The sequence below is a fragment of the Paracoccus sp. (in: a-proteobacteria) genome (genome assembly GCF_032007265.1).
GTDB lineage: Bacteria > Pseudomonadota > Alphaproteobacteria > Rhodobacterales > Rhodobacteraceae > Paracoccus.
Genome location: NZ_DALZMB010000043.1, coordinates 18,421 through 30,634 on the forward strand (window position 1 = coordinate 18,421; position 12,214 = coordinate 30,634).

Genomic DNA, 12,214 nt, shown 5'->3' on the forward strand with positions numbered 1-12,214 from the left:
TACCCCAATCACGTTTGGCGCCGCGCCAGGCGCCTCTGTGGCGGACAGCCAACCGCGGGAGTAACGCAGACATGGCAAACACCAATAACGACGGCCAAGACCCGCCAAACTCTGGGGCCGGCGCATCCGGCAATGGTAAGGCCAAGAAGGTCATGGCAGTCATCGCGCTGCTGATTTTGGCCGTTGTCGCCTATGAAGGATGGCAATGGTTTAGCTATGGCCGTTTTCACGAAAGCACCGATGATGCCTATCTTCAGGCCGATCTTGTGGTGCTGCAGGCGCGCGAAAGTGGCTACATCACCGAAATCTCGATCGAGCCGAATGCGCCCGTTGCCAAGGGGCAAGTCATCGCCCGCATTGATCCCCGAGATTATGAATTGGCACTTGCTGCGGCGCAGAATGGATTGGCCGTGGCTGAAAGCATGGGCCGCCAGCTTGAGGCGCAGATCGTCGCAGGTAAGGCCCAGATACAGCAGGCCGAGGCGGGCTTGGTTGCTGCTGAGGCCCAGAACGATGGCGCGCAAAAGGCTTTTCAGCGTGCTCGCGAACTGAAAAGCAATTCTGCAGGCACCCAAGCGGCTTTGGATGCTGCCGAGGCAAATGCCAAATCGGCTGCTGCCGCCGTTGCCAGTTCAACCGCAGCCTTGAGCAAATCCCAAGCCGAGCTGATCGTGCTGCAATCGCAACGCGAAAGTGCTGGACTAGAGGTGCGCTCGGCGCGCAATCGCTTGGATCGCGCGCAGCTAGACCTTGATTTCACCGAAATCCGCGCGCCTTTTGACGGCATTCTGACTGAAAGGCTGATCCAAGTCGGCTCTTACGTCGCGCCGGGCAGCCGGGTCGGTACCTTGGTTCCGATCCAGGATCTTTATATCGGGGCGAACTTCAAAGAGACTCAGATCTCGGATATCCGACCGGGCGCGTCGGTGAATATCCGTGTGGACGCTTGGCCCGACGTGGTCCTGAGGGGCGAAGTCGAAAGCCTGACGGCGGGCACCGGGCAGGTCTTTAGCCTGCTGCCCTCGACGAATGCGACCGGGAACTTCACCAAAGTCGTGCAACGTGTGCCCGTGCGTATTCGCATTCAACCAGAGGACCGCACGAAATTGCCGCTGCGCCCCGGCATGTCGGTTGTCGTCGAGGTGGATGCTCGTACTGGTCAGGACCAGCCATTGATGCCCGTTGGTATCGGGCAACAACCGACCGCCGCAGGTGATCATCCCGCCAAAGAAACTGCCCCAGAGGGCAAAGTGTCGGACACTCAGCCCACCACGGATAAGGGTCTTAAGGGGTGAGCGGCGCAACTGCGGATGCGCTTGCCCCAGCTGGCGCGGTGGCAGCGTTGCCCCCTGACGATCGGCTTGACCCGCGTCGTCTGATCACCTTCTTGCTGATGGTTCTGGGCATGTTCATGGCGATCTTGGACATCCAGATCGTCTCGGCTTCGCTGCCCGAAATTCAGGCGGGCCTGGGTGCCTCCAGCGATGAAATCCCCTGGATCCAGACCTCTTATCTGATTGCCGAGGTCATCATGATCCCGCTTTCAGGTTATCTGTCACGCATGCTGTCGACACGCTGGCTGTTTACCATATCGGCGGGTGGCTTCACCCTTATGAGCGTTCTATGCGGCCTTTCGAACTCGATGGGCGAGATGATCGTATGGCGCACGCTGCAGGGGTTTTTGGGCGGTGCGATGATCCCGATGGTTTTTGCCAGCGCCTATACCATCTTCCCACGGTCAAAGATGCATATCGTGTCGCCAATGATCGGCCTTGTGGCGACCTTGGCACCCACAATTGGCCCAACGCTTGGCGGTTATCTGACCGAGTTTCTGAGCTGGCATTGGCTGTTTTTCATCAATGTCATCCCCGGCATCATTGTGACGCTGTCGGCCTTTTTCCTGATCGATTTCGATAAGCCGGACCTGCGCCTGCTCGGCCGATTTGACTGGTGGGGTTTCCTTGGCCTCGCGGTTTTTCTGGGCGCGATGGAATATGTCCTTGAAGAGGGGGCAGGGGATGATTGGTTCGCCGATCATCGCATCGTCTTGATGACGGCTCTGATGACCTTGGGCGGCTTTCTGTTTTTCTGGCGCGCCTTTACCGCGCCCGAGCCGATCGTCCGTCTGGACGCCTTCACAGACCGAAATTTCGTCATGGGTTCGATTTTTTCTTTCGGCCTGGGCATCGGTCTTTACGGCATGATCTATATTTTTCCGGTCTATTTGTCGGGAGTCCGCGGCCATAACTCGCTGCAAATCGGCGAGGCGATGATGGTGACGGGGGTTGCGATGTTCTTGACGGCACCCATCGCCGGTCGACTTTCGCAAAGCATTGATCTGCGACTGATGATGGGGGTTGGCTTTGCCCTGTTCGGGCTGAGCAGCTGGATGATGGCTAGCCTCACCGACGACTGGGACTATTGGGAAATCTTCCTGCCGCAGATTTTGCGCGGGATTTCTCTTATGCTTTGCATGGTTCCGGTGTCCAATATTGCGCTGGGAATGCTGCCCCCTGACAAGGTGAAAAACGCCTCGGGTCTGTTCAACCTCACCCGCAATCTAGGTGGTGCGGTCGGACTTGCGCTGATCAACACGATTTTGAGCAACCGTCAGGACGTGCATTACGCCCGTATCGCGGAAAGCGTCAGCGCCAGCAACGACACCGCAACTGCTACGCTTGATCTGCTACGACAAAGCTATGCCGAGCTCGGTCCCGCTGCGGAAAGTGCGGCCCTTGCGACCTTAAGCAATCTTGCAAAGGGTCAGGCGATGGTCATGTCTCTGACTGATATTTTTGTGCTGCTGACCGGGCTTTTCGGCCTGTTGGCGGTGCTGCTTGCCTTTGTTCAGCGTCCCTCATCGGCAGGTGGGGCAGGGGCCGGCGGGCATTGAGCGCGCAAGGTTGATCTGCCGATAATCAGTCCCAGCTGCAATGTCGGGACTGATTAAGCACCGCGCAAATCGGCTAGCGTATCAATGTCACGCGCCTCATCGGGGCCGAGGGTGACAAATGCATTTGGGGGCAGCGCGGCAAGGATTGCGCGGGCCCCTTGATCGCCGTCGTGCTGAAGCATGCCCTGCCAATCAAGGCGCCGTATGACCGCAGGCGGCATCGGGGTGCCGTTCGATTTGCAGGCGCGGCTTTGCGGGCCCATCCTCAGCAATTGTTTCAGCGTCTGAACGCGCACGGCGGGCATATCCCCCAAGGTGATCAGGATTTCATCAACGCCACGCAGATCGGCAAAGCGGCATGCCGCTTGAAAAGAAGCAGACATTGGCTGGTTCGGCGGCACAAAAACTAGGTCAAATTCTGGCGCCAGTAACGACGCAACCTTACGCGACGAGACGACCGCCACCAGTTCCTCGCAACCTGACCTTGCTAGCGTCTGAGCGGCTGCCTGGACCAAAGCCGTTCCGTGCCAATTCGCCAGCAATTTGTCATCTGCGCCAAAGCGACGAGACGCCCCAGCTGCAAGAAGCACCCCAAAAGTCCTCATTCAGCACTCCATCGGCTGGTTTCATAGCTTCTGAGAAACACAGTGGTCATCCTTGCATCTTGCGCCAAAGCAAATCCGATTTTTCATTATTTGCAATGGTATAAGGCGCTAGCAGAAAGGGCGGCTTAGCTGATCAGAAAAGTGCATGCAATTTTGTATGGGCTTGGTCAACTTACCGATGAAGTGACCGCTATGCGCAAGATCGGGGTTCGAGCCAAACAAGAACGGCGCGACTGCACGGCGTTGACGCATAAGGCCCCGCTTTCGAAGCAGGGCCTTGGAAATGTCTTTTGCTAGGGCAGAAGAGCGATCAGATTTTGTCGCCCAGCTTGCCCTTTACGGTGCCAAGCGCTTCTTGTGCAGCGCCCTTGGCCTTTTGCATCTCGCCCTCTGCTTCAAGCTTGGGGTTATCGGTCGCTCTGCCGATGGTTTCTTTCACGCTACCGGCAACCTTATTGCCTGCGCCTTTAATCTTGTCGGTAAGTTCACCCATTATCCGGACCTCCGTATACAAGTTGTACCGGATTAACCCACAATGTTGGCGCAGGTTCCCAAAGCTGACGTTGCATGAACCCTGTTCACGGATTTTTTAAAAGGTAACAAGCACGGATCAAATGAATGTGAGGGCGCCTATTCGGCTGAAAGCAACCCACTGTTTGGTGGACAGAACGGTATAGCAAAATCCTGTTTCTTCCAGTGATATTAACGATAAAAATCAATATTATTCTTATGGTTGGTCGATATAGAATCACAGTGCTGTATTAAAACAAGCTCACCTTTTGGTTGATATTAACTTTGTTAATTTCTAAAAATCTGATTTCGTACAATACATTAAATACCAGCCAGAATACGAATGGTATCAAGTTATCAAGGAAGTATCCCCTTAATAACCTTTGACTTTTAAACCCTGCTCGCCTGGTTTCATTTGGCGAATTATTTAGCGAAGGTAGCCGCTCTCTGATGGGGCAGGGGGATTGGGTTGGGTGACCAAATGGCTTTTGCGCTTCTCATAAAAGGCATTTCCCCCGGCGACCAAGACGTAATGCATATTGTCGTAATTGAACCGATGGCCGTAGGTGTGGAAAAACAAGGCATTGCGCACTTGAGGGTGGCGTTCCCCACGCAAAACGGCGCGGGCGGCCTCTTGGACCTCGGGCAAGGATTTCGACGGCATTCTTCGCGTCATCACGCCGGGCGCGAATTGGCCCTTTTGGCCGACGACTTTACAAACGCTATTTGGAAACTTATTCGATTCCACCCGGTTCATCACAACGGTGCCAACGGCGATCATACCTTCGCGGCTCGAACGGTTGGATTCGAAATAGATTGCGCGCTCCATACAGGCCTGCGCCGAATGCGGACCACGGCGAAACGCCGAGGAATCGCCCGAACACCCTGCTAAGCTCAACGAGGTCACGCCAAGCGCGGCGACCAGCCAAAAGCTGCTGCGGTTTTTCATCTGTGACACTGCCATGTTTTTCTGCTCGTTTTCCTCTTTATTGATCCCCCGCTTAGGCTGTTTCAACCGAAAACAGGGCTGCCGCGCCGCACTGGCGTGGACCGGCGGACACCTGCCAAGCCGCTTGCCTCGGAATCTCAGGGCGCGAAATCCGCGATTGCCTCGGGCGGATCATTGTTGTTAAGCTTTGCTCTGAACAGTCACCCAGCGAACGAGGCCAGGTATGACGCGTTTCACCGTGAATGGTCGGGACTTTGATCTTGACATCGATCCCGACACACCTCTGCTCTGGGTTTTGCGCGACGAGCTGCGGCTGACCGGCACGAAATTCGGCTGTGGCGTTGCTCAATGTGGCGCCTGCACCGTTATGCTGGACGGCATGCCGCGACGGTCTTGCGTGACCCCGATCAGCATGGTTGAGGGCAGTGAAATCACCACGATCGAGGGGATGCAGGGGCCAGAAGTGGCCGCGGTCCAGGCGGCTTGGGCGGCTATTGACGTGCCGCAATGCGGCTGGTGTCAGTCGGGCCAGGTCATGTCTGCAACTGCTTTGTTGCAGCAAGTGCCTCAGCCCTCTGATGATGACATTAACAACGCCATGGCCGGGAATATCTGCCGTTGTGCGACCTATGTTCGCATTCGGCAGGCTATTCATGACGCTGCCAAAATGCTGGAGGGCTAGTCCATGACCGTCATGTTAAGCCGCAGGGCTGTGCTTGCCGCAGGTGGTGGGCTGATTTTGGCCATGAACCTGCCTTTGGGGCGGGGAATGGCGCAGACGATGAACGGCGCTTCCGATCCGGTCGCCCCGTTTGCGCCCAATGCCTTTGTGCGCATTGGCACCGATGATCTTGTCACAGTCATGATCAAGCATCTTGAGATGGGGCAGGGGCCATACACCGGCCTTGCAACCTTGGTCGCCGAGGAATTGGACGCAGATTGGGCGCAGATGCGCGCCGAAGGTGCCCCTGCAAACCAAGAGCTTTATGCCAACCTGTTCATGGGGATACAGGGTACCGGCGGTTCGACCGCCATGGCCAATAGCTATATGCAGATGCGTAAGGCCGGCGCAGCGGCGCGCGCCATGCTGGTTGCTGCTGCAGCAAAGCAATGGGGCGTCGATGCGGCCGAGATTACCGTCAAATCCGGAAAGATCTCTCATGCGGCTTCAGGGAAAACCTCGGGGTTTGGGGCCCTTGCTCAGGCAGCAGCACAAGAGGCCGTGCCAGCTGATCCGCCCGTAAAGGCGGCCAAGGATTTTGTTCTGATCGGTACGGACCGGCCGCGGCTGGACACACATGCCAAAAGTAATGGCACGGCCCAGTTCACTTTGGATATGTATCGCGACGGGATGCTGACCGTGCTGGTGGCTCACCCGCCCAAATTTGGGGCAAAGGTCGCAAGCTTTGACGATAAGGCCGCGCTTGCGGTCAAAGGCGTCGAGATGGTGCGCCAGATCCCAAGCGGCGTTGCCGTCTATGCCACCAACACTTTCGCCGCGATCAAAGGGCGCGCGGCGCTTGTCGTTCAATGGGACGAAAGTGGCGCTGAAACGCGCAGCTCGGACGAGCTCTTCAGCGCCTATGTCAAAGCGGCCGCCGAAGACAGCAAGATCGTTGAACAAGACGGCGATGATGGGGCCATGGCTGCCGCTGATCGTGTGATCGAGGCCGAGTTTCGCTTTCCCTATCTTGCCCATGCCCCGCTTGAGCCCCTTGACGCCGTGATCGAGGTCAAAGGCGACAAGGCCGAGATGTGGTATGGATGCCAGTTCCCCAGTTTTGATCTGGCGACGGCTGCCAATGTGTTGGGTCTGCCGCCGGAAAACGTGACGATCAACGTACTTTTTGCGGGTGGTTCCTTTGGCCGCCGCGCGCAAGGGTCTGCGCATATCGCCGCTGAAGCCGCCGCCATTGCCAAGGCTGCGGGCCGGGACGGGGCGTTCAAATTGGTCTGGACCCGCGAAGATGACATCAAGGGCGGCTATTACCGCCCGATGACCGTCCATAGCTTCCGTGCCGGGCTGGACGCCTCGGGCCAGATTGTTGCGTGGCACAATAACGTTGCCAATCAATCGATTATGGCGGGCACCCCCCTTGAGGCGATGATGAAAGGCGGCCCCGATACGACCTCATTCGAAGGCTCCAGCGGTTTGGCCTATCGTCTGGGGGCAAAGCGCATTGGTTGGGCACAGATGTCGGGTCCGGTCAGTGTTTTGTGGTGGCGCTCGGTCGGCCATACTCACACGGCCTATGCGGTCGAAACCTTCCTTGACGAAGTCCTCGAGGCGGCCGGCAAGGACCCGGTTCAAGGGCGTCTGGATTTGCTGCCGCCCGAGGCTACGCGCGAGCGAGGGGTGATCGAAAAGGTCGCAGAAATCTCGGGCTGGGCGGGCCGCACTCGTGACGGCAAGGGCTATGGTATCGCTTTTGCCAAAAGCTTTAACACCTATGTGGCCGAGGTGGTCGAGGTCGAAGATCGCGATGGCCGCCCCCATGTCACCCGCGTCTGGTGCGCGGTCGATTGTGGCATTGCGGTCAACCCAAACATCATCCGCGCCCAGATGGAGGGTGGCATTGGCTATGCGCTAAGCGCGGTTTTGCACAGCCGCATCACGCTTGGTCCGGGTGGCGAGGTCGAACAGTCGAATTTTCACGATTATCCGATGCTGCGGATTGGGGAAATGCCTGCGGTCGAGGTTGCAATCATTCAAAGCGACGCCGATCCGACCGGGGTCGGAGAACCGGGCGTGCCGCCGCTTGGCCCCGCTTTGGCCAATGCCTGGCGTGGCCTGACCGGCCAAAAGCAGCATCAATTGCCCTTCTCGGCAGGAGCTTTGGCATGAAATATCTTGGCCTGACGCTGATTGCCGCTTTATGGGGTGCCTTGCCCGCTTTTGCCGCCGAAGATGGGCTGAAATCGCCCGATGCGTTCAAAGATATCGCCGATCAGTCCCAAAGATCTGCGGCGATATTCACAGAAATGGGCAAGGTTCTGACCCATCCGCGCTGTCTTAATTGCCACCCGGTCACTGGCGGCCCGACCCAAGGTGACGATATGCATCCCCATAACCCGCCGGTGGTACGCGGCGATGCGGACTTTGGTGCTGCGGGCATGAATTGCACCACATGCCATGGCCCCAAGAACGTCGACTTCACGACCGAAGCAGGTAGCATTCCCGGGCATGAAACTTGGCTATTAGCTCCTGTTTCGATGGGTTGGGCCGGAAAATCCCTTTCCCAGATTTGCGCGCAGATCAAGGATCCCCAACAGAACGGTGGCAAGGATCTTGAAGCTTTGTACGAGCATAATGCCCATGACGGTCTGGTGGGCTGGGGCTGGGAGCCGGGAACGGGCAGGGCTTCGGCCCCTGGCAGCCAAGAGGCATTTGCCCAGTTGACCCGCGCCTGGATCGACACTGGCGCTGCCTGTCCGGGTTAACCCATGACCCATGTGGCGCCTGGGCTGACAGATGTGATGGATGGTGCTCTTTCGCTTGTCAGAATTTGCGAAAGTGATCTTGAGCTGACGCAGGCCCTTGGGCCCAATCCAGTTGCCCTTGCGGTGATTGTTGGAACCCAAGGCCCATCCTATCGTCCGATCGGCGCCACAATGGCGATCGCGACAAGCGGTCAATATTGGGGCAGCCTATCCTCGGGCTGCATTGATCGTGACGTCATCGTCCACGCTCAGCAGGCACTGAGCGATGGTCAAGGGCGTCGCCTGCGCTATGGGCAAGGCTCGCCCTTTCAGGATCTTGTGCTGCCTTGCGGCGGTGGGCTTGATGTTTTGATCCTGCCCAATCCCCCTCGCGCCTCGCTGCAGATTGCGGCCGACCGCTTGCGCGCGCGCCAGGCGGCTGTTCTTGAACTTGGTCCGCTGCGCCTGCAGATCGAGCCCGAGCTGCGCTTTGTCGTCTTGGGTAAAGGCCCGGAAATGCTGGCCTTTTCTGCTCTTGCCCTCGCTGCGGGTTATCCGGTCGAGGTGGCATCACCCGATCCAGAGCTTGCGCAGAACGGGGCGCCTTTTCACCATTTGCACAGTCGCCGCTGGCCAGAGGATCTGGCGTTGGATCATCGAACCGCCGTGACGCTGTTTTTTCACGAACATGATTGGGAACCCCCATTGCTTGCGGCTGCGTTGACCTCGCCCGCGCTATATGTCGGGGCGCAGGGCAGCTTACGCGCGCATCACGCTCGTGTTGATGCGCTTCTTGACCTCGGGCTGGCGCCGGATCTGGTCGCAGAGTTGGCTTCACCCTTTGGGCTTGTGCCCTCGGCGCGTGACGCGCGTATGCTTGCGGCCTCGGTCCTGGCCCAGGTGTTGGAACGCGCACGTCTATTGTGACAAAATGAACCCCGTCAGGAAGCCCAGATAGCCCCCCATGATCTAGGCGGCCAAGACAGATTCGCGACCTTTTTCGTTATGCCCAATTGATCGGTTATGGCCGGTCGGGCAGATCGAGCATGAGCGAAAACAGGCCAAAATCCCAGCAAACAATGGGTCTAACAGCATAATTTACCGTCTCACTGAATTTTCTTGCTCGGTCAGAATTGTTTGAGTACGGTTATGGTGTTGCAGGGTTGTCGTACAAATGAAAACCAAAAGCGATACCCGGCCATCGAGATCCAATGGGAGGATATCAATGACGGACCAAAGATTTCCACATGCCGGACTTATCGCACGCCGTACGTTCCTTGCGACCGTGGCCGCAGGGGTAACGGTCGCAGCCTTGCCCAAGCGCCTTCTGGCGGCTGATCAGCCCACGCTGGTCACCTCGATCCGCTCGCTGTCAAACCCCTATCACGCGGTTTGGAAGACAGGGGCCGAGGCTTTTGCCGCGTCGGTCGGGCTAAGCCATGTCACCCTGGTCTCTGAAGGGAACAGCGAAAAAGGGATTGCCGATATCAAGGCGATGCTGGCCAAGACCGGCGGGAATATGGTGCTGAACGCCGACCCCAACGACACCCCCGACGCCCGCCCGATTGTCGAGGCCTGCGTTGCAGCTGGCGCCAGTGTCGTGACGCAATGGAACAAGCCCAACGATCTGCACCCGCGCGACTTCAACCCCTACTATGTCTCGCATATTGAATTCGATGGCATCTCCAGCGGCAAGGAGATTGCCGAGATCCTGTTCAAGACCATCGGCGGCTCTGGCGGGATTGTCGCGCTTGGTGGACAGATTTCGAATACCGCGGCGATTGATCGCAAAACCGGTCTTGAGCAGGCCTTGGCCGCCAATCCCGATATCAAATTGTTGGACTTTCAGGTGGCCAACTGGAAGTCCTCCGAGGCGTATGATCTGACCAGCAACCTTCTGACGCGTTTTGGTGGGGATATTAAGGGGATCTGGGCCGCCAATGATGACATGGGCACAGGTGCGCTCGAGGCGTTGCGCGCCGAAGGTCTGGCGGGGCAGGTTCCGGTCGTCGGGGTGGATGGCATCAAGGCGGCGATTGATGCCGTTCGTGCGGGTGAATTTGCCTGCACTGTGACCTCGGACCCGTTCTGGCAAGGTGGCATGGGTCTGGCAATCGCGCTGGCCGCACATCAGAAGAAATTCGACCCCGCGAAAGAGCCCCCGGACCACCGAGAGTTCTATGGGAAAGCGACGCTGATTTCGAAGGACAGTGTCGAAGAGTATTACAAGAACAATATCGAATCCCAACCCACGATCGATTGGTCCGATTTGTGGGGCCGCGTTGTCGGTCCGACCCGCACCAGCGGCTAAGGACGCCCCCTAAGCCAGCAGCCGCAGTCACCTGCGGCTGCCCCTTTCGTCGCGGGCCACGCTTGACCCGCAGTCTGGCCGCAAGGCGCAAGATCAGGGGGCGTTTCTTTGTCCGGCAATGTCGAAGACATTAAATCCATTCACCCATTCAAACAGGCTTCAGGGGGGCAAATCATGGGCCGCTGGCTGACCGCCAAGCGCTTGCGCAATTTGGCCCCTGCGCTGGTGCTTGTTGCACTTTGCATTCTGATCACGATTGCGAATCCGCTGTTCATCGAGCCCCGAAATCTGATCCGGGTCGCGAATTCCGCCGCAGTTCCACTGACCCTGGCAATGGGGCTGACCTTTATCATCTTGATGGGCAGCATCGATCTTTCGGTCGAAGGGTCGATGTCGATCGCGGCAATGGTGACCGTCTTGCTGGCCACCAATGATGCCAATGCCAATAGTTACGGCTGGCTTGCGGTTCTGGCAGCGATCCTTGCCAGCACGTCGATGGGCTTTTTGACCGGTGTCATTCAGACCTATCTGCGCATCCCGTCCTTTATGGCAACGCTTGGTGTCTGGTTCATCGGCCTTGGCGTCTCGGTCTATATGCTGGGTGGTTCTGCCGTCAGGCTGATGGATCCCTCGATCCGCGAGATCGCGTTGACGCGCTTTCTTGGCTTTCCGCTTTCGGTCTGGGTGGCGCTTGGGGCCTTTGCGTTGGCTTGCGGGGTTCAGTACTACACCCGGCTCGGCCGATATATCCTTGCAATCGGTGGCGGCGAAGAGGTGGCCGAGCTTTCAGGCGTGAACCTGCGCCGTGTTCGCATCATGGCCTTTTCCCTGGCGGGGTTTTTCTTTGGCATCGCGGGAATTTTGGCGGCGGCGCAGCTGGGGCGCTCGGATGCGGTCATCGCTGATGGCAGGCTGTTTGCAGCCGTGACCGCGGTCGTTGTCGGCGGCACCGCCTTAACCGGTGGCGAAGGTGGGGTGATCAACACGCTGATCGGTGTGCTGATCGTGACAGTCCTAAGTAACGGCATGATTTTGCTGGGGGTTTCGCCCTATGTGCAGCAGGCCGTGCAGGGGCTTTTGATCATCGCGGCCGTCGCCATGTCGCTTGACCGTCTTCGTCTTCAGATCGTGAAGTGAGAGCCATGCTGTCAGCCCATGAAATCTCCAAATCCTTCGCGGGCGTGCCTGCTCTCAAGCAGGTCTCGCTCGAAATTCGTCCAAATGAGGTCGTCGGTTTGATCGGCGAAAACGGGGCAGGGAAATCGACATTGATGCGTATTTTGTCGGGTACGCATCAGCCCGACGGGGGCACGCTTTTGCTGGATGGGCAGCCGCTTAAGCTGCGCAATTCAGCCGCGGCTGCGCGCCACGGCATCGGCATGGTCTTTCAAGAGCAATCCTTGCTTTTGAACCTGTCGGTGGCCGAGAACATCTATCTTGGTCAAGAGGCCCAGTTTCTGCGCTTTGGCCTGATGAATTGGAAGGCGATGCGTGCTGCGGCGCGGCGCCAATTGGATAAGATCGGT

At 57.9% G+C, this 12,214-nt stretch carries 11 protein-coding genes and 1 pseudogene; 9 read left to right on the forward strand and 3 right to left on the reverse strand.

Going from position 1 to position 12,214, the window contains the following annotated elements; all coding sequences use genetic code 11:
* Positions 1–71 precede the first annotated feature (71 nt).
* Together RTS12_RS10785 and RTS12_RS10790 are read left to right on the forward strand one after the other, a co-directional pair.
* Positions 72–1,295, forward strand: a complete 1,224-nt coding sequence (locus RTS12_RS10785) for an HlyD family secretion protein (RefSeq protein WP_312528319.1) — start codon at positions 72–74, stop codon at positions 1,293–1,295.
* Positions 1,292–2,893 carry a DHA2 family efflux MFS transporter permease subunit gene (locus RTS12_RS10790; RefSeq protein ID WP_312528321.1) on the forward strand — a complete coding sequence of 534 codons (1,602 nt, stop codon included), beginning with the start codon at positions 1,292–1,294 and terminating at the stop codon, positions 2,891–2,893. The genes RTS12_RS10785 and RTS12_RS10790 overlap by 4 nt, the downstream gene beginning before the upstream one ends.
* A 53-nt stretch (positions 2,894–2,946) precedes the next feature.
* Here RTS12_RS10790 and RTS12_RS10795 read toward each other — a convergent pair whose 3' ends face one another.
* From RTS12_RS10795 to RTS12_RS10805, 3 genes are all read right to left on the reverse strand, one after another.
* Positions 2,947–3,498, reverse strand: coding sequence for a nucleotidyltransferase family protein (locus tag RTS12_RS10795; RefSeq protein WP_312528323.1), 552 nt, complete (start codon positions 3,496–3,498; stop codon positions 2,947–2,949).
* Between the two features lie 310 nt (positions 3,499–3,808).
* Positions 3,809–3,991: a CsbD family protein gene (locus tag RTS12_RS10800; protein ID WP_312528325.1), complete on the reverse strand. Its 183-nt coding sequence runs from the start codon at positions 3,989–3,991 to the stop codon at positions 3,809–3,811.
* A 444-nt stretch (positions 3,992–4,435) separates the two neighbouring features.
* A complete protein-coding gene (locus RTS12_RS10805; protein ID WP_409455682.1) occupies positions 4,436–4,957 on the reverse strand; it encodes a cell wall hydrolase in 522 nt (173 codons plus the stop codon).
* A 223-nt stretch (positions 4,958–5,180) separates the two neighbouring features.
* Here RTS12_RS10805 and RTS12_RS10810 point away from each other — a divergent pair, with 223 nt between their 5' ends.
* The 7 genes and pseudogenes from RTS12_RS10810 to RTS12_RS10840 all read left to right on the forward strand — a co-directional run.
* Positions 5,181–5,639: a 2Fe-2S iron-sulfur cluster-binding protein gene (locus tag RTS12_RS10810; RefSeq protein ID WP_312528327.1), complete on the forward strand. Its 459-nt coding sequence runs from the start codon at positions 5,181–5,183 to the stop codon at positions 5,637–5,639.
* 3 nt (positions 5,640–5,642) lie between these two features.
* Positions 5,643–7,802, forward strand: coding sequence for a molybdopterin cofactor-binding domain-containing protein (locus tag RTS12_RS10815; protein WP_312528329.1), 2,160 nt, complete (start codon positions 5,643–5,645; stop codon positions 7,800–7,802).
* Positions 7,799–8,398, forward strand: coding sequence for an Isoquinoline 1-oxidoreductase subunit (locus RTS12_RS10820; RefSeq protein ID WP_312528331.1), 600 nt, complete (start codon positions 7,799–7,801; stop codon positions 8,396–8,398). The genes RTS12_RS10815 and RTS12_RS10820 overlap by 4 nt, the downstream gene beginning before the upstream one ends.
* 3 nt (positions 8,399–8,401) lie before the next feature.
* Positions 8,402–9,304, forward strand: a complete 903-nt coding sequence (locus RTS12_RS10825; RefSeq protein ID WP_312528333.1) for an XdhC family protein — start codon at positions 8,402–8,404, stop codon at positions 9,302–9,304.
* A gap of 298 nt (positions 9,305–9,602) precedes the next feature.
* Complete coding sequence (locus RTS12_RS10830) at positions 9,603–10,688, forward strand: sugar ABC transporter substrate-binding protein (RefSeq protein ID WP_312528334.1); 1,086 nt, start codon at positions 9,603–9,605, stop codon at positions 10,686–10,688.
* A gap of 174 nt (positions 10,689–10,862) precedes the next feature.
* Positions 10,863–11,825 carry an ABC transporter permease gene (locus RTS12_RS10835; protein WP_312528335.1) on the forward strand — a complete coding sequence of 321 codons (963 nt, stop codon included), beginning with the start codon at positions 10,863–10,865 and terminating at the stop codon, positions 11,823–11,825.
* Between the two features lie 65 nt (positions 11,826–11,890).
* Positions 11,891–12,214 (forward strand): annotated as a pseudogene (locus RTS12_RS10840) (ATP-binding cassette domain-containing protein); the annotation flags it as partial.

Coding starts and splice junctions, on each gene's coding strand:
- RTS12_RS10830 (WP_312528334.1), top strand. CDS start 9,603: ATGACGGACCAAAGATTTCCACATGCCGGACTTATCGCACGCCGTACG.
- RTS12_RS10800 (WP_312528325.1), bottom strand. CDS start 3,991: ATGGGTGAACTTACCGACAAGATTAAAGGCGCAGGCAATAAGGTTGCC.
- RTS12_RS10785 (WP_312528319.1), top strand. CDS start 72: ATGGCAAACACCAATAACGACGGCCAAGACCCGCCAAACTCTGGGGCC.
- RTS12_RS10810 (WP_312528327.1), top strand. CDS start 5,181: ATGACGCGTTTCACCGTGAATGGTCGGGACTTTGATCTTGACATCGAT.
- RTS12_RS10815 (WP_312528329.1), top strand. CDS start 5,643: ATGACCGTCATGTTAAGCCGCAGGGCTGTGCTTGCCGCAGGTGGTGGG.
- RTS12_RS10805 (WP_409455682.1), bottom strand. CDS start 4,957: ATGAAAAACCGCAGCAGCTTTTGGCTGGTCGCCGCGCTTGGCGTGACC.
- RTS12_RS10795 (WP_312528323.1), bottom strand. CDS start 3,498: ATGAGGACTTTTGGGGTGCTTCTTGCAGCTGGGGCGTCTCGTCGCTTT.
- RTS12_RS10825 (WP_312528333.1), top strand. CDS start 8,402: ATGACCCATGTGGCGCCTGGGCTGACAGATGTGATGGATGGTGCTCTT.
- RTS12_RS10820 (WP_312528331.1), top strand. CDS start 7,799: ATGAAATATCTTGGCCTGACGCTGATTGCCGCTTTATGGGGTGCCTTG.
- RTS12_RS10835 (WP_312528335.1), top strand. CDS start 10,863: ATGGGCCGCTGGCTGACCGCCAAGCGCTTGCGCAATTTGGCCCCTGCG.